The organism is Gordonia namibiensis NBRC 108229, from assembly GCF_000298235.1.
GTDB lineage: Bacteria > Actinomycetota > Actinomycetes > Mycobacteriales > Mycobacteriaceae > Gordonia > Gordonia namibiensis.
This window is the reverse complement of the sequence record NZ_BAHE01000003.1, coordinates 1-21,079: the sequence shown is the minus strand read 5'-3', so window position 1 is coordinate 21,079 and position 21,079 is coordinate 1. Positions and strand designations below refer to the sequence as shown.

Genomic DNA, 21,079 nt, shown 5'->3' with positions numbered 1-21,079 from the left:
TCTGATGAAGCCCACACCAGCCCAGTCCGCGTTGTCGCCGCGGGTGCAGAGTCTGATGGACGAGATCGAGGCCGGTCTCCCCGAAGGCCGCATCCCGTCCGCCATCTTCGGAAACCCCGAGGTCTACCAGGCCGAACTGCGCAAGATCTTCGGTCGCAGTTGGGTGTACATGGCCCACGAGTCGGAGATCGCCGCCAACGGCGACTACGTGCTGCGCAAGATCGGCGAGGACTCGTTCATCGTGTCCCGCGACGAGCAGGGCAAGGTCAACGTCCTGTTCGACGCCTGCCGGCACCGCGGCGTCCAGATCTGCCGCTCGGACTCCGGTAACTCCTCGCACTTCCGCTGCCCGTACCACGGCTGGACCTACTCCGCCGACGGCGAGCTCGTCGGAGCTCCCTTGTGGAAGAACGCCTTCGGCAACATGAAGAAGTCGGAGAACGGGCTGGCCAAGGCCGCGCAGGTCGAGTCCTTCCACGGCCTGATCTTCGCCACCCTCGACGCCTCGGCGCCCCCGCTGCGGGAATACCTCGGCGGCATGGCCTGGTACCTCGACCTGGTGTTCGGTCTCGACAAGGACGGCGTCGAGGTGCTCGGTGCGCCGCAGCGGTTCGTCGTCGACGCCAACTGGAAGTCCGGTGCGGACAACTTCTCCGGCGACGACTACCACCTCGGCACGCTGCACAAGTCGGTGTGGAGCATCGGTGCGTTCCCGGTTCCCTTCAGCGAGAACATGATGGGCTACCACATCCAGGCCTCGCCGGGTCACTCGCTGTCGTTCTCGATGGCCGAGTACGCCGACGAGCCGGGCCCCAACTTCTTCGGTTTCCCGGAGGACCTCGCGGCCACCTTCAAGGGCTCCGACATCAGCCCCGAGCAGCTCGAGGTCGCCCGTCGCTCACGCGTTTTCGTGGGCAACGTCTTCCCGAACTTCTCGATCCTCGCCCTGCCGATGACCGAGGACGGCGCCAACCACGCGCCGACCGGTGTGCTCACGATCCGTACCTGGCAGCCCAAAGGCCCGGGTCAGATCGAGATCTGGAACTACTTCATCGGCTACAAGAACATGACCCCGGAGCAGAAGGACCGCACCTACCGCGCCGGCCTGGGCACGTTCTCGCTCGGCGGAGCCTTCGAGATGGACGACACCGAGCCGTGGCTGACCGTGGCCAAGAACGGCAGCTCGGTGGCCGCCGAACTGCTCGACTTCGACCTGAACTACCAGATGGGCATGCCCGGTGTCGGCATCGCCACCGAGGTGGACCCCGACGACTGGCCCGGCCCCGGGAAGGTCTTCTGGACCCGGTACGAGGAAGGCGTGCAGCGCAACATGTACAGCTTCTACGCGGACATGATGCGGGCCGAGCCGGGGGAGTGGCCGGAGTTCGAGTTTTGAGCGCCGACCTCGCCGCGGTTGACTCCGCCGGTACCGACACCACTGCAGCCGACGCGGAATCGCAGCTGCGGGAACGCTACCGGCGCGGTGGTCTCCTCGGCCGGCTGACACCGGGCGCCGCGCCCGCCGTGGTGGTCGTCGACCTGCAGTTCGGGTTCACCGAACCGCAGTACGGCCCCGGCTGCGACCTCGACGCGGTGGTCGATGCGACGAACGATCTGCTCGCGGCCGCACGCGCGGCCGGTGTGCCGATCATCTTCACCACCATCGCGTTCCCCGTCGACAACGACGGCATCGGCGGCACCTGGCTGCAGAAGATGCCGGCGATGAAGGAACTGCGCGAGGGGACGCGGCCGGTGGAGATCGACTCGCGGCTCGGTATGCGCGAAGGAGAGCACCTGGTGGTCAAGCAGACCGCATCGGCGTTCGCCTACACCGGACTCGCCGAGCTGCTGCGAGAACTGGGTGCCGACAGCGTGATCGTCACGGGTGCAACGACATCCGGATGTGTCCGGGCAACAGCAGTCGATGCCTGCGCCGCCGATTTCCCCACCTTCGTGGTGCGGGAATGCGTCGGCGACCGGGAAGCGGCGCCGCACGACGCCTCGCTGCTGGACATCGACGCCAAGTACGGCGACGTCATTGACGTGCAGGAAGCAATTCGAATGGTCAGGAGCGTGGGATGACAACAACTTTACGGCCCGTCTTGTATCGCGCCGCCGACATCATTCCGCCTGCCGTGGTCGTCGACGGGACGCGGGCGCGTCTGGTCGTGCCGGGCGTGGAGCAGGACGGCTGGGGACTGGACGACGAACGCCGCCTCGGCGCCTTCGCCGGACCGGTCGAGCGCGACGTCATACTGCATGAACTGGAGATCTCCGGTCTGCGCGGACGCGGCGGAGCGGGGTTCCCGGTCTTCCGCAAGTGGAGCACCGTGGCCGCGGCCCCCGGCGACTGCGTCGTCGTCGCCAACGGGCACGAGGGCGAACCGGCGTCGTCGAAGGACCGCTGGCTGCTGACCCGCCGTCCGCACCTGGTCCTCGACGGCCTGCTCATCGCGGCGGCCACCGTCGGTGCGTCGGAGGCGATTGTGTGTGTGTCGCACGAGGATGCGGCGTCGTCGGTCGAGGCCGCGATCGCCGACCTCGACCAGGCCGGCCTGGTGCCGGAGGGGCTCACCCTGCGGGTGTTCCGGACCAGCATGAGCTACGTCGCCGGTGAGGAATCGGCGATCTGCCAGGCCATCAACGGTGGTCCGGCGCTGCCGACCAGCAAGCCGCCGCGGCCCTTCGAAGCGGGTGTCCGTGGTCTGCCGACGCTGATCAACAACGTCGAGTCGCTGGCGCACACGGCCTGGATCCGCATCCACGGCGGTGCCGAATTCGCCTCGGTCGGAACGCAGACCGCCAAGGGCACGGCGCTGTTCACCGTCACCGGCGACCTCGAACGGCCCGGTGTCTACGAGATGGAGCTGGGCCGCACCGTGGCCGACCTGATCACCGCCGCGGGCGGCTCGGTCGAGAACGTGAAGGGTCTGCTGGTCGGTGGCTGGTTCGGCGGTGTCCTGGACGCCTCGGCGGTCGCATTGCCGTGCTGTTACGACGCGTTCGCGGCGGCCGGCGGCGGTCTGGGCTGCGCGGCGGTGACCGTGCTCGGACCCGAGGACGACGTGCTGGAGACGGCCACCGAACTGGCCGCCTGGTACCAGATGGAGTCGGCCAAGCAGTGCGGCGTCTGCGTCAGCGGAACCGGTGCCATCGCCCGGACCCTGCGCCAGATCAGCCGCGGTGTCGCCCAGCCGGACGCCACCGAGAAGTTGATGAGGTGGGGCTCGACGCTCAGCGGTCGAGGTGCCTGCAGCTTCATCGACGGAGCCTCTGCACTGGCCCGCAGTGCGGGGCTGGAACTGACCCGCCGTGAAGGCGCCGAGAAGGGAGACCGGTGATGCGAGTTGCGGTCGATGCAACCAAATGTGACGGCTACGGAACGTGTTTCGACATGTGCCCGTCGGTCTTCCGGTCGGACGAATGGGGTTATGCGTCGGTAGAGGGTGACGGAACCGTCCCCGCCGGCGACGAAGGCAATGCGCGACGGGCGATCTCGCTCTGCGCCGAGCAGGCGATCCGCGAGATCTCCTGACCGGGCGCCGGCGGAAGCCGTCGCCGACAGCGCGCGAACATCAACAAAGGAGTCATCGGTGTATTTGGGTTTGGACAACGGGGTTGCACTCGTCACGGCGGCCTCGCGGGGTATCGGCCGGGCGACCGCCGAACGTCTGGCCACCGAGGGAATGACGGTGATCGCTCTCTCGCGTAGCGGGGGCGAGCCGGAGAAGTTCGACGACGGGCAGATCGTGCCGTGGCAGGCGGACCTGTCCGAGAGCGGGGCGACCGCCGGCCTCGTCGAGGAGATCGTGGAGCAATACGGGAGTCTCGACGTCGTCGTGCTGAACACCCCCGGCCCCAAGATCACGCCGGTCCTGGACTCCACCTGGGCGGACTGGGAGGCCGCCCACGACACGCTGCTGCGTCCGGTGGTCCAACTCGCGTTGGACGCCGGACGGCAGATGCGGGAGCAGAAGTCGGGTGCGATCGTGCTGATCTCGTCGACCTGGGTCCGCCAGCCGGCGCCCGGCGGCGTGCTCTCGGCTTCGTACCGCTCGGCGGCGTCGGCGTTCATGAAGTCGCTCGCCACCGAACTGGCCCCCTTCGGTGTGCGGGTCAACCAGGTGATGCCCGGCGCCACCGGCACCGACCGGATGAAGAACATCGTCGAGTCGAAGTCGGCCGGCAACGGCACCACCGTCGATCAGGAGATCGAGAAGATCGTCAAGGACATCCCGCTCGGCCGCTGGGCCGAGGCCGCCGAGATCGCCGACACCATCGCCTTCGTCGTGTCGCCGCGGGCGTCCTTCATGACCGGCAACGCCGTCGCCGTCGATGGGGGAGCGGTCCGCGCCGCTCACTGACGAACCCCGCGAATTCGTCAACAACACAGAACATCTGACCGAACGTCGAACAGAGGAATCCAGAAATGCCGAAGACCCTGACCGAGAACTTCGTCGAGCAGTTCAAGCTCTGCAAGGTGACCGCATCCGAGACCGTCGGCATCATCGCCGAGCTCGGCCAGAAGGAGGAGTACGTCTCCGCCGCGGTCGCCGCCGCCCGTCAGCTCGGCGCCAGTGCCCTCGTCCTGCACGCATCGAGCCTGTCGAACCCGAACCTGCCGCCCTACGAGGCGGACGGCCGTGAGGTCGCACCGCTGCTGGCCGCGGCCGGCGAGTGCGACATCGTCATCGACGTCACCGTCGGCGGCCTCATCCACTCCGACGTGCGTACCCGCATCACCGGCAACGGCAAGCGGATGCTGTTCGTCGCCGAGCCCAACGACGTCCTCGAGCGTCTCGCCGGCAACATCGAACTGCGTGAGGCCGTGGAGAACGGCGGCAACAAGCTCCGTGCCGGCAGCACCCTGCACGTGACCAGCGCGGCCGGCACCGACCTGACCGCCGACATCTCCGGCGAGAACCTGCCGATCACCCACCAGTGGGGCTACGTCGACGAGCCGGGTCGCTGGGATCACTGGCCGTCCGGCTTCGTCGCCTGCTTCCCGAACGACCGCACCGCCGAGGGCCGCATCGTCCTGCAGCCGGGCGACGCCCTGATCCCGTGGCAGCGCTACGTCCGCGACACCGTGACCATCGAGGTCGAGAAGGGCTTCATCCAGGAGATCAAGGGCGACGGTGCCGACGCACACGTGCTGCGCGACTACTTCGAGGCGTGGAACGACAGCGAGGTGTGGGCACTGAGCCACATGGGCTGGGGCCTGCTCGAGCGTGCCCGCTGGTCGGCGTTCGACGTCTACGACCCGCGTTCGCTGTACGGTCAGGAACTGCGTTCCACCGCAGGCAACTTCATGTGGTCGACCGGTTCCAACCGGTTCGCCAACCGCGAGACCCCGGCACACCTCGACGTGCCGATGCGCAACTGCACGGTCGAGATCGACGGCGTCGCCGTGGTCCGGGACGGAAAGCTGGTCAGCGAATGAGTGTCGACAAGAGCTCGATCGAGCGCGCCATCCTCGAGATGGCCAAGGACGCCGACCTTCTCGCGTCGGTGAAGGCCAGCCCCGAGCGGGCGCCGGAACTGCTGGGCATCGATGCCGAATGGGCCGAGACCATCCTGTCCGGCAACCGCGACCGGTTGCGTGCCATCGGTCTCAACGACGGTGTCACCATCCTGGTCAGCCGCTGGTTCAACGATGACCTCGGCGACGCCGCGAGCACCGGCGGTTTCATCGTCGACGACAGCATCCCGGTCCCGACGCCGGACCTGCCGCGCAACCTCGTGTTCGCCGGTGGCTGTTCGCATGTGCCGGACCTGCTGGCCCGTCCCGAGATCGACCCGCCGGAGGCCGTCGAGCGTCTGCTCGCCGGCTACGAGAAGCTCGCCCGTGACATCGCGGCCGCCGATCCCGACGTCATCCTGGTGTCGGCCGACTGCCACTTCCAGAGCTTCAACACCGGGCATTTCGTCCTGGGTGTCGGCGACGAGCACGTCGGCTCGATGGAGTTCTTCAAGCGCCCCGATCTCGACCTGCAGCTGACCGGTCACCGCGAGTTCGCCACCGAGCTGGCCCGCGTCGTCCGCGCTCACGGGCTGGAAGTCGAAGAGGCGCAGAAGGTCGAGCTCGACCACGGTCTCATCGTCCCGCTGCGACTGCTGCTGCCGCGGCCGGACCTGCCGGTCATCCCGATCATCACCCAGCCGGCCCGCTCGTTCTCGCCGTTCAACGCGCGCGAGTTCGGTGTGGCGATGCGCGACGCGATCGAGAACTCCGGTCTCAAGGTCGCGGTCCTGGCCACCGGCGGCCTGTCGCACTGGCTCGACCCCGGCCACTTCGGCGGCGTCGACGTCGAGTTCGACACCTACCTGCTGAAGCTGCTGGCGACCGGACGCGGTCTGGACATGTGCTCGCTCGAGCCGTATCCGCTTCTCGCACACGGCCAGTACGAGATCATGAACTGGATGATCATGCTCGGCATCACCGGTCCGGGTGTGTTCGGCGACGTGTACAGCTACGAGCCGATGGAGGCCTCCGGCGGCGGCTGGACCGTGGTGAACATGGACCTCGACGCGGCGGCTGCGAAGGCTGCGGCCGCGAACAGCGCCGCAGGCGTCTCGTCATGACGGAGACGACGGGACGGTCGCTCAAGGTCGGCCTGACGCAGTGGCACGCCACCACCGACATCGACGCCAACCTCGCCGTCGCCGTCTCGCTGGTCGAGCAGGCGGCGGACGGGGGCGCGGCGTTGGTCGTGCTGCCGGAGAACGGCCTGATGCTCGGCTCGAACGTCCAGATGCGTGCCTCGGCGTTCACCGAGGACGGCCCGGCCATCGCGGCGCTGGCCGAGGTGGCCGCGCGGCGCGGGGTGTCGGTGATCGTCGGCGGCATGAAGAACCAGACCGCCGACGGGGTCGTCAACTCCGCCATCGTGATCGACTCCGACGGGACCGTCGCCGGTCGATACGACAAGCTGCACCTGTTCGACGCGAACATCGGGGGCCAGTCCTTCGAGGCGTCGTCGGTGGAGAAGCCGGGGTCGGAGCTGGCCGTGCTCGACATCGACGGCGTGCGTGTCGGATTGACCATCTGCTACGACGTGCGCTTCCCGGAGTTGTTCCGGGCGCTCGCGCTCGCCGGCGCCGAGGTCCTGCTGGTGCCTGCCGCTTTCGTCCAGTCGACCGGGGAAGCCCACTGGCACACCCTGTTGCGGGCGCGGGCGATCGAGAACCTGGCGTACGTCGTCGCACCGGCCACGGTGCGTTCGCCGTCGCCGGAGTACACCGACGCGTTCCCGACCTACGGTCATGCGCTCGCCGTCTCCCCGTGGGGCGAGGTCATGGCCGATCTGGGCGAGAGCCCGGCGGCGGTCGAGGTGGTCACGCTGGACCTCGACGCCGTGGAAGCGGCACGCGCAAAGCTCTCGGTGCTCCGGGGTGTCCGCGGTCCGGAGATCTATGGTTCGGAACCGAAGGTCATCTCGGTGACGAGCCGGACGGTAGGAGTGAACGCATGAGTGACGAAGGCATCGCAGGCCAGGACCCGGTCGCCGCAGAGCTGCCGACCGGCGTCGAGCGCGCGGAGGAATGGGACGGCATCGGCAACGAGTTCGCCGGTGTCCAGTTCCGAAAGGTGTGGACACGCAACGGGGCCCGGCTCCAGTTGTACGTCCCCAAGACCGAAGCGACGGTCCTCCTCGACGCGATGGCGCTGGAGGTGCTGGCCGAGCAGACGCCGGAGTTCTTCACCCACCTGATCGCCACCCGTCTGGGGTCCGAGGATGCGTGACATCGGTGGGCGCTCGGGGTAGCGCCGTCGAGACCGCGTACCAGGAACTCCGGGAGCGCATCGTCTCCGGCTCGTATGAACCGGGACATGCGTTCTCGCAGGTGCAACTGGCCCGCGAGCTCGAACTCTCCCGGACGCCACTCCGCGAGGCGCTGCAGCGGCTCGAGGCCGAAGGCCTCGTGGTCAGCCAGGCGAATCGCGGAGTGGTGGTGGCGCCGATCGACCTCGCGGATCTCGAGGCGTCCTACGCGCTGCGGCTTCTGGTCGAGCCCGCGGTGGTGTCGGCGATCCTCGGGCGGGTCACCCCTGCCGATCTCGACGAGATGCGACAGGCGCTGGCGGCGATGGGGAGGAGCGACCTGAGTTCGCGGACGTTCCAGTTGGCGCACTGGGACTTTCACCGCGCGCTCCTGAAGCGGTGTCCGCCCGGGATCGAGACGATGATCGAATCGCAGCTGACCCAGATCGATCGGCATCAGCGCCTGTACTTCTCCCGCCCGGTCGCCGTCTCCGATGTGATGGTGACCGACAGGAAGTTCCTCGAGGCCGTCGAGGCCGGTGACGCCGGCTCGGCCCGGGACGTCCTCACGTTCCATCTGCTCGACACCGCGTTGGGCGTGATCGCCACCGGCGATCCGGGCCATCGCTTCTGCTCGCTGCCGATCGCGATCCGCGGGCAGGCGTTCGGACTCGGCGGTCTCGACGATCTGCGGGCGGGGCGGCAAGCCCAGATCTCGTGGCGTCATCCCACGACGGATGTGGTCCGGGAACTCGAGACGACGCACCTGCGCGTCGTCTGAGGTCCGGGCAATCCAGTTCATGCCGGCCCGCCGGGGTCGGTCCGTAATGAATTATTTTGTTAGGCAGGCATTATGACGAACAACTACCGCATCGGGATGATCGTTCCGAGCTCCAACACCACGATGGAGACCGAGATCCCGGCGATGCTTCGCGCCCGCGAAGAGATCCGGCCCGAGCGCTTCACCTTCCATTCCTCGCGCATGCGCATGAAGAAGGTGACCCCGGAAGAGCTGACCGCGATGGACAACGACTCGCTGCGGTGCGCAGCGGAGTTGGCCGACGCCCGCGTCGACGTGATGGCCTACGCCTGCCTGGTCGCGATCATGTCGCAGGGCCTGCGCTACCACACGTGCGCCGAACCGAAGCTCGCCCAGGTGGCCAAGGAGGAGAGCGGTGAGGACATCCCGGTGCTCTCGTCGGCCGGCGCGCTGACCGAGGCACTGACGCACCTCGGGGTCAAGAAGATCGCGGTCGTGACCCCGTACATGAAGCCGCTGACCGAGACGGTGTGCGACTACATCGCCCACGAGGGCTTCACCGTGGTCGACTCGCTGAGCCTGGAGGTCGCCGACAACCTCGAGGTCGGGCGACTGAACCCCGAGAACCTCATCGAGCATGTCAAGAAGGTCGACACCAGCGACGCAGATGCGTTGGTGCTCAGCGCATGCGTGCAGATGCCGTCGCTGCCGGTGCTCGACACCGTGCAGCAGCAGTTCGACATCCCCGTTCTCACCGCGTCCGCGGCCACCACGTGGCGGATTCTCAACCGGCTGGGTCTCGACCCGGTCGTGCCGCGTGCCGGTGCGTTGCTCGCTCCCTGACAGACAAAAGCCGCGGTCCCCGGTGCGAACCGGGGACCGCGATTTGTCATTTGGGTGCGTAGGTGAGGATCAGGTTCGACGTGGTCCGTTCCGGGAGGACCTCGTCGTGATCGAGCCAGTAGATACGTGCGGGCCGGGGAACACGGCCCGCGTCGTCGTGCTCGAGGACGATGTCGCGGCCCTTGAGCGCGACGAGCAGGGAATCGAACTCGTGGTCGGGATCGGCGTCGAGGACCAGTCCCAGCGCCGCGTCGATGAGATGGAACTCCAGGACACGGCGAGCCGAACCGGTGCGGCGCTCGGTGATCGCGTCGAGCAGGTCCTGATCGAGTTCGATGAAGTCCTCCGGCGCCCGGTGATGCGAGAGGTACACGCTCTGATGCCGGTAGATCATCGTGTACAGGTTCTGCGTCAGGTCCGCGAACGACTTCGGGTAGCGGACGCGGATGACGTCGTGAAACGCCAGATGCGCCTCTTGGAACTTCTTGCTGTGGTCGCGGTGATCGCGCATGTCGCGCAACGCCGTCTGCATCTGGTCGAGGTCGGCGTCGGTCAGGGAGTCGAGCACCGCGGCGACGGTCGGCGGCTCGACCAGGATGCGCAGGGCGTAACTCTGTTCGGTCTCGGAGTTGACGATCGGGGCGACGTGGACGCCGCGGTTGGCGGTCGAGACCAGGAGCCCGTCGGCCTCCAGACGCTGAAACGCCTCCCGGAGCGGGGTGCGGCTGACCTTGAACTCGGCCGCGAGCTGTTCCTGCGACATGCGCTGGCCGGGGAAGTACTTACCGGCGACGATGCGATCCCGAAGTGCGGTGCAGAGTTCATCAACCGTTGTTCCGGACCGCGTCTTCGGACTGCTGGCCACTCGCCCCGCCTTTCTGCCGGCGCCGCCGACTGTATTCAACATTGTCCCCAAAGTATCAAAAACGTGCCGGATGACAAGGCTTTCCTAACCCGATCCGGCGCAGCGGGGACCTCGGCGACGTTGCGCGCCAGGCGAAGTCGCACTCAAGGCGCGAGGTGTAACGCAACTGTTACACGAATGACTTACCTCAGGCGGGTCCTTCGTCCACACTGATCGCACTGTATTCAAAACTGTGTGCAAAACCGGAGGTAATCGATGCCAGCTTTGCCGGCAAGTCCCCCCACCGAACACTCGGAACACGACGGTTCGGACGCCAACTTCAGTACCGCCGCGGTCCCGAACTCCATGCGGCTGGGTCGTTGGCAGGTGACCATGTCGTACTGGTCCCTGTTGTCGGCGATGGTCTGGCTCTTCTACGGAGCGCTCGCGGCCAGCCTGTACGGAACGGTGAACGCCATCATCGCCGTCGTGGTGTCGACCGTCCTCTACGGTGCCGTCAGCATCGTCATGACGCGCCTCGGAATCCGCTACGGGCTCAACACCACCATGCTCACGAAGGCGATCTTCGGACGCTGGGGTGCGACCCTCACCGCACTGCTGGTGGCGGCGACCGTGCTCTACTACGCGATCTTCGAGAGCAGCACGCTCGCGGTGGCGTTCCAGGTGTACTTCGAGGCCGGCGACATCCGGATCTGGTACGCCGTGGTGGTGCTCGGCATGTTGCCGCTCATGCTGGGGCGCGTCCAGGACTGGATGGCGAAGCTGAACGGATACCTCCTGCCGTTCTACTTCATCGGTCTGATCGTCGTGATCATCGCTGCAGCAGTGAAATTCGACTCCGGGTCGTGGACGAGCTTCGAGGGCGTCGTGCCCGACGAGGGACGTGCTCTGCCCGGTTGGCTGCTGGGTGTGGTTCTCTACCTGGGCATCCTCATCACGATGCCGACCACCGTCGACTTCGCACGGTTCGCGAAGAAGGAAGACGAGCGGTTCCACGAGAACGTCACCTTCGGCTGGGTCTTCTACGCCGTGCTGTTCATCATCAACGGCGTGGCCGGCATCTTCCTGGTCCAGGTGGCGCTCCCGACCGAACCGGCGTCGGAGATCGGCGTCGTCCAGGCGGTTCTCATGAGCGCAGGACTGTTCGGCCTGCTGTTCATCGTCATCTCGCAGACCCGCGTGAACACCCTGAACTACTACCAGTCGACGACGAACTTCGAGCGAATCCTGAGCACCTACACGAAGATCCGTCTGCCCCACGCGGCGTGGGTCGTCGCCGTTGCGGTCGTGGTCTTCCTGCTCATGCTCACCGACGTGTTCAGCTACGTCCAGACCGCACTGAACTGGCAGGGCGTGTTCGTCGTGGGCTGGGTCGGTGTCGTCCTCACCCACTTCGCACTGAATGCTCGTGACCGCGCGTTCGGGCCGAAGGTCGACGACGCGCGGTTGCCGCGCCTGGGCTGGGGTCTGATCGCCTGGATTGTGCCGTCGATCGTGGGTGTCATCCTGCTGGAGAGCTCCACGGTGCCGGCGATCTGGAACCAGTCGGCACAGCTGGTCGTCCTGTTCTCGTCCATCGTTCTCTACGCGGTGGGCTACCTGGTGGCGTCGAAGCGAGACGAGAACGACAGTGCGACTGCCGGATCCGGTCTCGGGAACTGAGCCCGGGGCATCGGAAGTGCCTCCGTCCGGGACTGTTAGAATCAACGAAATACATTGCCCGGTAGAGGTTTCCGCGACACAACGGTCCGCCTGACGGACGAAGGGGAACGCCTCGCCATGCACGTGGCGAGGCGTTCCGTCTTCGGAGCGCCGACCCCATACCGGCGGTGGATCGAAGCAATGAGAGAAAGGCAAGAAAATGAGTTCTCTGAGTGATCAGGTCATCGTGTTCACCGGCGCGGGCGCGGGTATCGGCCGGTCGGTCGTGTCGCGTTACATCAACGAGGGTGCACGAGTCGTCGCCGTCGACATCTCCTCCGCCGTGGAGAGTCTGCGAGATGAGTTCGGTGACAAGGTCATTCCGCTCGTCGCCGACGTGAGCACCTGGGAGGGCAACCTCGCGGCGGCCAACGCCGCCACGGAGGCATGGGGCAAGATCGACGTCTTCGTCGGCAACGCCGGGATCACCGACGCCGCCCGCCCGCTCGAGGACATCCCCGGAGATCGTCTGGGTGCCGCCTTCGGAGAGCTCTTCGGGGTCAACGTCCTCGCGCCGATGCTGGGAGTTCGCGCCTGCCTCGACGAGCTCATCAAGTCGCAGGGCAACGTCATCCTGACCGGCTCGTACGCGAGCTCGAACGCCGGCGGCGGCGGCGCGCTCTACACCGCGTCGAAGCATGCGGTTCTGGGCCTGGTCAAGCAGCTCGCCTACGAGCTCGCACCCGACGTCCGCGTCAACGGCGTCGCACCGGGTGTGGCACCGACGCGCCTCAAGGGCACCGGATCGCTGGGACAGGCCGCGGCCGACTCGGTCCTCGACGGAACCCGCGAAGCGCTTCCGCTGCAGGAGGTTTCGGGTGTGGACGCCTACAACGAGGTGTTCACCCTGTTGGCCTCGCGCGTCGGCACCGCCGCGATGACCGGCACCATGGTCTCGGTCGACAGCGGCCTGTCGATCCGCGGAATCGGCAAGCCGGGCGGACGTGTGCGCCGCGATGGCGACAACTGATCTCGAGGGCCGCGTCGCCCTGGTGACCGGTGCCCGCCGCGGCATCGGTTTCGCCATCGCGACCGCCCTGCTCGAACACGGCGCCTCGGTCGTCGTCGGCGGCCGGGAACCGGCCCAGTTCGACGACCTGCAGCAACGTCTGGAACAGGTCGCGCCAGGACGCGTGTACGGATGCGCCGCGGACCTCACCACCGAGACAGGCCGGGCCGCGCTCGTGGGCGCGGCGCCGCAGATCGACATCCTGGTCAACAACGCGGGCGGATTCACCGACGTCGTCGACACCCTGACGTCGACGGAAGACGAGTGGAATCAACAACTCCATCTCAATCTGACCGTTCCGTTCCTGCTCTGCCAGGCCGTGCTGCCGCAGATGATCGACCGCAAGTGGGGTCGGATCATCAACATCGGTTCGGTGGTCGTCGCGGCACCGCAGCTGGGTAACGCGATCGGTTATGTGGCAGCCAAGTCCGGTCTGGTCGGCTTCACCAAGCAGCTGTCCGCGGAGGTCGCGTCCCACGGGGTCACCGCCAACGTGATCAATCCCGGAACGATCAAGACCGAACATCTCGGAGAGTACTTCGAAGCGTCCGGGGTCACCGAGGAGTCGATCGCGTCGGGAATCGCGGTCGGCCGGCTCGGTCGTCCCGCGGAAATCGCTGCGGCGGTGCCCTTCCTGGCATCGGAACAAGGCGGTTTCATCACCGGCGCGGTCATCGACATCAACGGAGGCGCGGTCAGTGCCTGAGAGGAACAATCACATGGCAACACTGGACGGAAAGGTCGCACTCGTCACCGGCGGTGCCGGCGGGATCGGGCGCGCGGTCGTCGAGGGCTACGTCGAGGCCGGCGCGAAGGTCGCCGTGCTCGACCGCGACGGCGAACGCCTGGGCGAGCTGGCGGACACATTCGGCGACAACGTGATCACCACGCTGGGATCGGTGGAGAACCTCGCCGACAACCAGCGCGCCGTCGACGAGGCCGTGAAGGCCTTCGGCAAGCTGGACGTCTTCGTGGGCAACGCGGGTGTCGGAGCGGGCAATCTCTCGCTCGCCGAGGTCCCGCTCGACAAGCTCGAGGCCGCGATCGACGAGATCTACGCGATCAACGTGAAGGGCTACCTGCTCGGTGCCCGTGCGGCACTGCCTGCGCTGCTGCGCACCGGCGGCAACATGATCTTCTCGTGCTCCATCGCCAGCTACCGCGCCGTCGACGACGGCACGCTCTACGTGTCCACCAAGCACGCCAACCTGGGAATCGTGCGTGGACTGGCGTTCGAGTTCGCGCCGAAGGTGCGCGTCAACGGCGTCGCCATCGGCGTGGCACGGACGAAGATGGAAGGCCTGGCGGCCCTGGGCCAGGAACCGCTCGACGCGGTGCTGCCCGGCGCCGAGGAGGTCATCCCGCTCGGCTTCATCCCCGAGCCCGGCGACTACGCCGAGGGCTTCGTCTACCTGGCGTCCGACGCTGCTCGCGTCGTGACCGGTGAGTGCCTGTGGGCAGACAGCGGTTTCGGCATCCGCGGCATCGGCAGCCCGGCCGGCGGACGGAACCTCGACCCGGATCTGCTCGAGGCCTGAGAAACGACGACGACCGCACCGCGAGGAGCCCGAGGAGATCGGCTTGTCGCGGTGCGGTCTCGTCTGTTTCGTGCCGCGCGCGGTGTTTGCCGCGGTCCAGGGTCGTCGACCCGCAATACTCACTCCATGAGAAGTCGCACCAGCTCGGTGATCGTCCGCAGTGCCCACGGCACCGCAGCCGTCGAGTGGTTCCTCGTCATCGCGATCGCCACCATCCTCGTCACCCGGCTGTATCTCGAACTCACGGGCTACCCCCAGGTCGGCAACGGCACCCTGCACATCGCCCATGCGCTGTGGGGCGGGGCGCTGATGATGGTGGCGCTCGTCATCGGATGGCTGTTCCTGGGCGCCAACGCACGTGTCACCGCGGTCATTCTGGGCGGCATAGGGTTCGGGCTGTTCCTCGACGAGGTCGGCAAGTTCGTCACCCGCGACAACGACTACTTCTACGGGCCCGCACCCGAGATCATGTACATCCTCGTGGTGCTCGTCCTCCTCGTGAGCCGCGTCGTGCGGGACCTCAAACCGCCGACCGGTGCCGAGGCGCTCGCCAACGCGGCATCGATCGCCGCCGAAGGCGTCGCGCATGGGCTCCCGGAGCGTCGTCGACAGCTCGCCGAGGAGTTGCTCGTCGTCGCCGAGAAGAACGGATTCGACGCCGCCACCATCGCCACCGTGCGCGACCTGCTGGAGTCGAGCAGAGGCACGCCGGATCGGCTGATGATCCTGCGGGATCGCGCCGTCGGGCTGATCCCGGACTTCTTCCGCAGCCCACGGTGGGTGTCGGTCGTCGGCTGGGGCCTCGTGGTGGCGTCGGGTCTAGCGGTGGTCGTCGGTGCGTTGAGTTTCGTCTTCCCCGAACACCGTTCGGACGATGTCGACTTCTACATCGAGCTCGCGGACAACGGGCCGGCCACCTGGATTCTCTTCATCAGCGGCATCGTGGTCTTCGTTCTGGCGCTGCCCGCGATGGTCGCGCGCAGGCGGGGGCCGGCGGGTATCTGGCCGCTCCGGACACTGCGCATCGCGGCGCTGGTGTTCATGCTCAGCAATGCCCTGGTGGACTTCGCGATGGAGGGCTTCGGTGCACTGCTGAACGTGGCCATCGGCCTGTTCACACTCAGCGTGCTCGGCTACCACCTGGCGCAGGCCGTCACGGCGTCGAACGACAGGCGTGATGAACTGAGGGTGTGACTCACCTCGAGCGGGCAGTGGCGGCCGAACGCGTCGAACGATTCGAGCACCGGACCGTCGACGTACCCGGAGCGGCGGCCGCGGCGGTCGTGCTGGCAGTGGCGGAGAAGGACGGCCGACAGGGCATCTGGCTGTGCAAACGACCGCCGACGATGCGCCGACACGCGGCCCAGTTCGCCCTTCCCGGCGGCCGACTCGACCCGGGGGAGGACCACGTCACCGCGGGGCTGCGGGAGCTCGACGAGGAGCTCGGTGTGCAGTTGTCGCCCGGTTCTGTGCTCGGAACACTCGACGACTATCCGACCCGGTCCGGTTTCGTGATCACCCCGATCGTCTGCTGGGCCGAGGAGTATCAGGAGCCGACGCCGAATCCCGCCGAGGTGGCGCAGTTGTTTTTCGTGACATTCCAGGAATTGGCGGTAGAACCGCGGTTTCTGAACATCCCGCAATCGGATCGTCCGGTGATTCAGCTGCCCATCGTCGAATCGCTGGTGCACGCCCCGACCGCAGCGGTCATCTACCAGTTCGCGGAGGTTGTTCTGCGGGATCGGCAGACCCGCGTCGACGGTTTCGAACAGCCTGTTTTCGCCTGGAAATGAATCTCGAATCTGGACAAACGTCTGACATGTACGAACGTCCCATCTAATTCGCGGTGTGCTCAGATATGTTCTGCGGCACGAATTTCCACCAATCAGACGACACTGATTTGTATGGCAGGTTACTCGCTGGTTAGGCATGATTACGGTCGTGAACAATGCCAATTCTTCGAATACGGCGGCCGATCCGTCCTTCGAGGTCCGCTCAAGCGAATGGGCTCCGGCAACGAGTACGACGCCGCAGCCGCCTGCGATCGAGCCGGCCAAGGTCGTGTACCGCTACGAGTACAAAGATCCCTACGCACCCATGTCGACGCGCAAGCAGGTCATCCTGGGGTGCGCAATCTCGCTGGTCGTGATCGCGTTCATGGTCGCGGCGCTGGTGATCGGCTCGCGGTAGTTCGCCGTCGTCGGCCCGGCGTTCGGGTCGTGCCTGTTCGGCTCGCTCGCTAACAGATGGAGAGGTAGCAGTCCCGTGCTGTCACGTTGACCGGCAGTGGATCGCTGGGGAATTGCTGCTTGATGGCCTCTCCGGCGTTCTGGATCGGGACCGGGGGATTGGTGCCCCACACCGTCCAGCCCAAACCGTTGAACTCGTCGGAGTTGCTGGCGTAACCCGAACAGGCCCAGAAAACGTTGTATCTGCCCTGCGCGAGCGTCATGGTCTTCGCCGTGTTGCCCTGCGGGGCTTCGAAGGAATCGGACGGGTTCTCGTTGAACGACGAATCGCCACGCACGGGTACTTCCGGAATCGGAAGGGTCTCGACCGCGCACAGCTTCGGATTGTCGGTGTTGTTCACGATCGTGACAGTCACTTCCTGACCCTGAACCAACGGCGGCATCGCGAGGACGTCATTGGGTCCCGCCGATGCAGGTGGCGCGACCGCCGTGACGGAAATCGTCAACATCCCAGCCGCGGCGGCGATCAGGACTCCGGAATACTTTCGCATAGCTCATGACCTCCTGTTTTGTCTTTCTTTTGGGGTCTTTTAAGTGTGGCGAGATATGGAAAACCGATCGGTCGACTTCCGATTTATTTGTCGACTTATGGAGGTCGGGAGCACTTGCGCGGCCCGGATCTGACAGCGAGGCCGGTTCGCCCTGCGGCGGGTGACGGAGATCACGTCGGTCAAGGGGCGGCAGGGGAATGTAACTGGACCGCGGTCCGTTTACAGTGTCAATGGGTCGCGACGACCCATGCGAATCGAGATGTACTCGCCCCCGTCTGGAAGGACGCAACCATGACCGCAGCAACCACCGTCAAGGCACCCATTCCCGCAGGTACCTGGAAGATCGACACCACCCACTCGACTGTCGGCTTCTCCGTCAAGCACCTGATGGTCAGCAAGGTCCGCGGCACCTTCGAGAACTTCTCCGGCACCATCACCGTCGACGAGAACGGTGCACCGTCGGTGCAGGCCGAGATCGACGTGACCTCGATCAGCACCAACAACGCCCAGCGTGACGGCCACATCAAGTCTGCTGATTTCTTCGACGCCGAGAAGTACCCGACCGCGACCTTCGTCTCGACCGGCGTCCGCCAAAACGGGGACGACTACACCCTCGAGGGTGACTTCACACTCAAGGGCGTCACCAAGCCGGTCAGCCTGGACCTCGAGTTCAACGGCACCAACCCCGGCATGGGTCACGGCACGGTCGCCGGCTTCGACGCCAAGACCGTCATCAACCGCAAGGACTTCGGCATCGACATCGAGATGCCGCTCGAGGGTGGCGGTGTCGTCGTCGGCGACAAGATCACCATCACGCTCGAGATCGAGGCTCTGCAGGCCTGATCGCCCACAAACCCCCGACCGGGCTCGACACCCCAGAGCCCGGACGGCCCACGGACCGGCACCGCGCGACCCCGCGTCGGTGCCGGTCTGTTCTGTTTCCGGTCGAGGTTTCGGCTGTGCCGACCGGCGGGTACGGGCTGGGCCGGTAGGGAGCAGGCCGTGAGTCAGTGGAACCACCCACATCGGGACCTTGGATGTGACATGGACGTCACCGACTTCGGTACGCTGCGAGTATCGCCAGCAGGCAGGAGAGGCCCATGGGACGCAGGCGCCGCACCCGCCGTGGCGTGCCGTGGTCGCGGTTGAGACGCCGCACTGCCGGGATGCTGTGGGGTCTGCCCACGGTGCCGAGTCCCAAGGCGTGGGCTCGGGTCGGCCCGGACATGAGGGCCCGAATCGCCCGCCACGCGACCGTCACGGCGATGACTGGTGTCGTCGCCAGTAACGCGCTGATCGGTGTCGAGACCTTCCTACTCGTGCAACTCGCGTTCAACGGCGGGCAGCTCACGTTCGCCGAGACCCTCGGCGCCCCCAACTTCCCGGCAGTTGTCGGCGCGATCATCACCGGCATCCTCGTCAACCTGATACTCGGCCTGCTCGTCCTCCGGCCACAGCTGAAATGGTTCGTCAGCTGCGAGCCCGCCGACCACGCGCGTCGTCGTGCAGTACAACGCATCCCGGGACACCAGCTGCTCGCGACCGTGGGCGGCTGGTTCAGCGCCGCTCTGTTCTACGTGCTCGTCGCCGACGACCTCACCGTCGCGACCGTCGCCGGTGTTGCGGTGGCGTTCACGCTCGCCGGCTTGTCGAGCGCGTGTCTGACCTATCTGTTCGTCGAACGTGCCGCCCGGCCGCTTGCCATCGTCGTCCTCGAGGACTTCCCGGCCAACCACGTCATGAACGGCGTCCGTATCCGTCTGTTCGCCGTGTGGGCGGTGAGTTCGGCTGTACCGATGATCGGCCTGCTCACCGTGAACGCCGGACGCTTCACCGGCATGCTCCCCGACGTGGCCGGCGCCGTCGACTGGACCACCGTCATCCTCACCGTCGTCGGACTCGCTGCCGGGATCCGCGTCATCTACCTGGTCGGACAGGCCATCACCGATCCGCTGACCGAGATGCGTCGCGCCGTCCACCGCGTCGATCACGGCGACTACGACGCCCGCGTGCCCGTCTACGACTCGTCGGAACTCGGTGTCCTGCAACACGGATTCAACGTGATGGTGCAAGGACTCGCCGAACGCGACCGGATGCGCGAGATCTTCGCCCGGCACGTCGGTGACACCGTCGCCGACCTTGCGATCTCCGACGGCGTCGGCATGCACGGCACCAACACCGAAGTGGGCGTTCTCTTCGTCGACATCGTCGGCTCGACGCGGCTCTCCCAGCACCGCAGCCCGGACGACGTCGCCGAACTCCTCAACGCCTTCTTCAGCATCGTCTTCGACGTCGTCGACCAGCACTCCGGCTTCGTGAACAAGTTCGAAGGCGACGCCGCACTGGCAGTCTTCGGAGCGCCCGTCGAGATCGATGACCCCGCCGGGCACGCGCTCGCCGCCGCCCGCGACCTCGCCGACCGCTTGTCCAAGAGCCTCGACATCCGGTGGGGGATCGGCGTCTCCTACGGCGAGGTCTTCGCCGGCAACATCGGTGCCGAACGACGCTACGAGTACACCGTCATCGGCGACCCGGTGAACGAATGCGCACGACTGTCCGACATGGCCAAGACCGGTCGCGTCCCCGCCCTCGCCAGCGGCGCCGCGATCGACTCCGCCGGCGCCGAAGCCGACGAATGGGAACTCCTCGGCAGCCGCATCATGCGCGGCCGGTCCCAGCCGACCGAGTTCTACGCCCCGTCCGACCTCGTCGAACGGCTCGGGTCGTCGGGCAACCTGATCGCCGAACTGCTGCGCCCGGCGCGACGCATCGTCGGCGCCAATCCCCTGAAGCTGACGACGTTCTTCGGCGGCTGACGACCCGCTGCAATCGAAAACCTCCGCAACTCGAGACGGAATCGTTGACGGCGTTCCGGGGCGTCAATAGCGTGGGCCGCAGGGTCGCGGCGAGGCCGCCGGACCGACACACCATCCCAGGGGGCTGTGATGAGCGGTTGGACGTCAGCGAATATTCCGGATCAGACGGGGCGCACCTTCGTGGTGACCGGCGCGAACAGCGGCCTCGGGGCCGAGTCGGCCAAAGCTCTCGTCGCCGCCGGCGCCAACGTCATCCTGGCTTGCCGCAACACCGCCAAGGCCGACGCTGTGGCGTCGAAACTGGGACCCAAGGCGACCGTCGCCCAGCTGGACCTCGCGGATCTCTCGTCGGTTCGGGCGTTCGCATCGAGCTTCACCGGCGCCGACGTCCTCATCAACAACGCCGGGCTCATGGCCGTGCCGCTGCGACGCACCGCCGACGGCTTTGAGATGCAGATCGGCACCAATCATCTCGGGCACTTCGCGCTTACCGCGCTGCTGCTGCCGAAGATCACCGACCGCGTCGTGACCGTGTCGTCGGGCGTGCACCAGATCGGGAACATCCAGCTCGACGACCTCAACTGGGAGAAGCGCCGCTACCGCCGCTGGCAGGCCTACGGCGACTCCAAGATGGCCAACCTCATGTTCGGGCTCGAGCTCGCCAAGCGGTTGGCGGAGGCCGGGTCGTCGAAGCAGTCGTTCATCGCCCACCCCGGTTACGCCGCAACGGAATTGCAGGGTCGGAGCGAGAACTTCATGGACGCTGCGGCGAAACTGATGAACAGACTGCCGATCGCGCAGCCGGCCGCCGACGGGGCACTGCCCCAGCTCTACGCCGCGACGATGTCGGGCCTGCCGTCCGGCACCTACTACGGACCGACCAAGCTCTTCGGACTGCACGGCGCTCCCGGACGGAACAAGTACAAGAAGGCGGCCGACGACGCCGACTTCCGCGCGGCGCTCTGGGCGGAATCGGAGAAGCTGACAGGGGAGAAGTTCGACGTGTCGGCGGGTTCTGCTGGTTGAGCAGGTGAGGAGCGA

The 21,079-nt window shown here is 66.6% G+C and carries 23 protein-coding genes; 21 read left to right on the top strand and 2 right to left on the bottom strand.

From position 1 onward, the window contains the following. The first annotated feature begins 4 nt into the window (after positions 1-4). The 11 genes from GONAM_RS02095 to GONAM_RS02045 all read left to right on the top strand — a co-directional run bounded on the left by GONAM_RS02095 (position 5) and on the right by GONAM_RS02045 (position 9,369). Complete coding sequence (locus GONAM_RS02095; RefSeq protein WP_006865122.1) at positions 5-1,396, top strand: aromatic ring-hydroxylating oxygenase subunit alpha; 1,392 nt, start codon at positions 5-7, stop codon at positions 1,394-1,396. Further along, a complete protein-coding gene (locus GONAM_RS02090; protein ID WP_006865121.1) occupies positions 1,393-2,082 on the top strand; it encodes an isochorismatase family protein in 690 nt (229 codons plus the stop codon). Before GONAM_RS02095 ends, GONAM_RS02090 begins: the two co-directional genes overlap by 4 nt. Continuing rightward, positions 2,079-3,341, top strand: coding sequence for an NADH-ubiquinone oxidoreductase-F iron-sulfur binding region domain-containing protein (locus tag GONAM_RS02085; protein ID WP_006865120.1), 1,263 nt, complete (start codon positions 2,079-2,081; stop codon positions 3,339-3,341). The genes GONAM_RS02090 and GONAM_RS02085 overlap by 4 nt, the downstream gene beginning before the upstream one ends. Next, entirely contained in the window at positions 3,341-3,535 is a 195-nt protein-coding gene (locus GONAM_RS02080) for a ferredoxin (RefSeq protein ID WP_006865119.1), read from the top strand. The genes GONAM_RS02085 and GONAM_RS02080 overlap by 1 nt, the downstream gene beginning before the upstream one ends. Positions 3,536-3,593: 58 nt before the next feature. Further along, the gene (locus tag GONAM_RS02075; RefSeq protein WP_006865118.1) at positions 3,594-4,364 is read left to right on the top strand and encodes an SDR family oxidoreductase; all 771 of its coding nucleotides are present in this window, start codon (positions 3,594-3,596) and stop codon (positions 4,362-4,364) included. 65 nt (positions 4,365-4,429) lie between these two features. Next, the gene (locus GONAM_RS02070; RefSeq protein WP_006865117.1) at positions 4,430-5,443 is read left to right on the top strand and encodes a 2,5-dihydroxypyridine 5,6-dioxygenase NicX family protein; all 1,014 of its coding nucleotides are present in this window, start codon (positions 4,430-4,432) and stop codon (positions 5,441-5,443) included. Further along, on the top strand, positions 5,440-6,585 hold the full coding sequence (locus GONAM_RS02065) for a DODA-type extradiol aromatic ring-opening family dioxygenase (protein WP_006865116.1): 1,146 nt from the start codon (positions 5,440-5,442) through the stop codon (positions 6,583-6,585). Before GONAM_RS02070 ends, GONAM_RS02065 begins: the two co-directional genes overlap by 4 nt. Continuing rightward, positions 6,582-7,475, top strand: a complete 894-nt coding sequence (locus GONAM_RS02060) for a nitrilase-related carbon-nitrogen hydrolase (protein WP_006865115.1) — start codon at positions 6,582-6,584, stop codon at positions 7,473-7,475. Before GONAM_RS02065 ends, GONAM_RS02060 begins: the two co-directional genes overlap by 4 nt. Then, positions 7,472-7,747 (top strand): hypothetical protein, encoded by a 276-nt coding sequence (locus GONAM_RS02055; protein WP_006865114.1) that lies wholly within the window; start codon positions 7,472-7,474, stop codon positions 7,745-7,747. Before GONAM_RS02060 ends, GONAM_RS02055 begins: the two co-directional genes overlap by 4 nt. Then, on the top strand, positions 7,744-8,547 hold the full coding sequence (locus GONAM_RS02050; protein ID WP_157159122.1) for a GntR family transcriptional regulator: 804 nt from the start codon (positions 7,744-7,746) through the stop codon (positions 8,545-8,547). The genes GONAM_RS02055 and GONAM_RS02050 overlap by 4 nt, the downstream gene beginning before the upstream one ends. Positions 8,548-8,619: 72 nt before the next feature. After that, the gene (locus GONAM_RS02045) at positions 8,620-9,369 is read left to right on the top strand and encodes a maleate cis-trans isomerase family protein (protein WP_006865112.1); all 750 of its coding nucleotides are present in this window, start codon (positions 8,620-8,622) and stop codon (positions 9,367-9,369) included. 46 nt (positions 9,370-9,415) lie between these two features. On the opposite strand, the gene GONAM_RS02040 is transcribed toward GONAM_RS02045, so the two are convergent. Then, positions 9,416-10,234: a GntR family transcriptional regulator gene (locus GONAM_RS02040; protein WP_006865111.1), complete on the bottom strand. Its 819-nt coding sequence runs from the start codon at positions 10,232-10,234 to the stop codon at positions 9,416-9,418. 255 nt (positions 10,235-10,489) lie between these two features. Between GONAM_RS02040 and GONAM_RS02035 the strand changes: the two genes are divergently transcribed. The 7 genes from GONAM_RS02035 (at position 10,490) to GONAM_RS02005 (ending at position 16,672) form a co-directional block, all read left to right on the top strand. Next, on the top strand, positions 10,490-11,896 hold the full coding sequence (locus GONAM_RS02035; protein ID WP_006865110.1) for a purine-cytosine permease family protein: 1,407 nt from the start codon (positions 10,490-10,492) through the stop codon (positions 11,894-11,896). Between the two features lie 199 nt (positions 11,897-12,095). Further along, entirely contained in the window at positions 12,096-12,905 is an 810-nt protein-coding gene (locus GONAM_RS02030) for an SDR family NAD(P)-dependent oxidoreductase (protein WP_006865109.1), read from the top strand. Next, positions 12,892-13,650: an SDR family NAD(P)-dependent oxidoreductase gene (locus tag GONAM_RS02025; protein WP_006865108.1), complete on the top strand. Its 759-nt coding sequence runs from the start codon at positions 12,892-12,894 to the stop codon at positions 13,648-13,650. Before GONAM_RS02030 ends, GONAM_RS02025 begins: the two co-directional genes overlap by 14 nt. Positions 13,651-13,663: 13 nt before the next feature. After that, a complete protein-coding gene (locus GONAM_RS02020) occupies positions 13,664-14,482 on the top strand; it encodes an SDR family oxidoreductase (RefSeq protein WP_006865107.1) in 819 nt (272 codons plus the stop codon). A 147-nt stretch (positions 14,483-14,629) separates the two neighbouring features. Next, on the top strand, positions 14,630-15,676 hold the full coding sequence (locus GONAM_RS02015; RefSeq protein WP_006865106.1) for a hypothetical protein: 1,047 nt from the start codon (positions 14,630-14,632) through the stop codon (positions 15,674-15,676). Then, positions 15,673-16,275, top strand: coding sequence for an NUDIX hydrolase (locus GONAM_RS02010; protein ID WP_006865105.1), 603 nt, complete (start codon positions 15,673-15,675; stop codon positions 16,273-16,275). Before GONAM_RS02015 ends, GONAM_RS02010 begins: the two co-directional genes overlap by 4 nt. 148 nt (positions 16,276-16,423) lie before the next feature. Further along, a complete protein-coding gene (locus tag GONAM_RS02005) occupies positions 16,424-16,672 on the top strand; it encodes a hypothetical protein (protein ID WP_006865104.1) in 249 nt (82 codons plus the stop codon). Between the two features lie 49 nt (positions 16,673-16,721). On the opposite strand, the gene GONAM_RS02000 is transcribed toward GONAM_RS02005, so the two are convergent. Further along, a complete protein-coding gene (locus GONAM_RS02000) occupies positions 16,722-17,087 on the bottom strand; it encodes a hypothetical protein (RefSeq protein WP_245548554.1) in 366 nt (121 codons plus the stop codon). A 426-nt stretch (positions 17,088-17,513) separates the two neighbouring features. Between GONAM_RS02000 and GONAM_RS01995 the strand changes: the two genes are divergently transcribed. From GONAM_RS01995 to GONAM_RS01985, 3 genes are all read left to right on the top strand, one after another. Then, on the top strand, positions 17,514-18,065 hold the full coding sequence (locus tag GONAM_RS01995) for a YceI family protein (protein WP_006865102.1): 552 nt from the start codon (positions 17,514-17,516) through the stop codon (positions 18,063-18,065). Positions 18,066-18,322: 257 nt separating this feature from the next. Then, on the top strand, positions 18,323-20,038 hold the full coding sequence (locus GONAM_RS01990; RefSeq protein WP_006865101.1) for an adenylate/guanylate cyclase domain-containing protein: 1,716 nt from the start codon (positions 18,323-18,325) through the stop codon (positions 20,036-20,038). Between the two features lie 129 nt (positions 20,039-20,167). Continuing rightward, positions 20,168-21,064: an oxidoreductase gene (locus tag GONAM_RS01985; RefSeq protein WP_006865100.1), complete on the top strand. Its 897-nt coding sequence runs from the start codon at positions 20,168-20,170 to the stop codon at positions 21,062-21,064. The last annotated feature ends 15 nt before the right edge of the window (positions 21,065-21,079 follow it).

Excerpts from the sequence above, each read along its gene's own strand:
- GONAM_RS02080 (WP_006865119.1), top strand. The coding sequence starts at position 3,341 with ATGCGAGTTGCGGTCGATGCAACCAAATGTGACGGCTACGGAACGTGT.
- GONAM_RS02020 (WP_006865107.1), top strand. The coding sequence starts at position 13,664 with ATGGCAACACTGGACGGAAAGGTCGCACTCGTCACCGGCGGTGCCGGC.
- GONAM_RS02045 (WP_006865112.1), top strand. The coding sequence starts at position 8,620 with ATGACGAACAACTACCGCATCGGGATGATCGTTCCGAGCTCCAACACC.
- GONAM_RS01995 (WP_006865102.1), top strand. The coding sequence starts at position 17,514 with ATGACCGCAGCAACCACCGTCAAGGCACCCATTCCCGCAGGTACCTGG.
- GONAM_RS01985 (WP_006865100.1), top strand. The coding sequence starts at position 20,168 with ATGAGCGGTTGGACGTCAGCGAATATTCCGGATCAGACGGGGCGCACC.
- GONAM_RS02060 (WP_006865115.1), top strand. The coding sequence starts at position 6,582 with ATGACGGAGACGACGGGACGGTCGCTCAAGGTCGGCCTGACGCAGTGG.
- GONAM_RS02035 (WP_006865110.1), top strand. The coding sequence starts at position 10,490 with ATGCCAGCTTTGCCGGCAAGTCCCCCCACCGAACACTCGGAACACGAC.
- GONAM_RS02025 (WP_006865108.1), top strand. The coding sequence starts at position 12,892 with ATGGCGACAACTGATCTCGAGGGCCGCGTCGCCCTGGTGACCGGTGCC.
- GONAM_RS02055 (WP_006865114.1), top strand. The coding sequence starts at position 7,472 with ATGAGTGACGAAGGCATCGCAGGCCAGGACCCGGTCGCCGCAGAGCTG.
- GONAM_RS02085 (WP_006865120.1), top strand. The coding sequence starts at position 2,079 with ATGACAACAACTTTACGGCCCGTCTTGTATCGCGCCGCCGACATCATT.
- GONAM_RS02095 (WP_006865122.1), top strand. The coding sequence starts at position 5 with ATGAAGCCCACACCAGCCCAGTCCGCGTTGTCGCCGCGGGTGCAGAGT.
- GONAM_RS02030 (WP_006865109.1), top strand. The coding sequence starts at position 12,096 with ATGAGTTCTCTGAGTGATCAGGTCATCGTGTTCACCGGCGCGGGCGCG.
- GONAM_RS02065 (WP_006865116.1), top strand. The coding sequence starts at position 5,440 with ATGAGTGTCGACAAGAGCTCGATCGAGCGCGCCATCCTCGAGATGGCC.
- GONAM_RS01990 (WP_006865101.1), top strand. The coding sequence starts at position 18,323 with ATGGGACGCAGGCGCCGCACCCGCCGTGGCGTGCCGTGGTCGCGGTTG.
- GONAM_RS02070 (WP_006865117.1), top strand. The coding sequence starts at position 4,430 with ATGCCGAAGACCCTGACCGAGAACTTCGTCGAGCAGTTCAAGCTCTGC.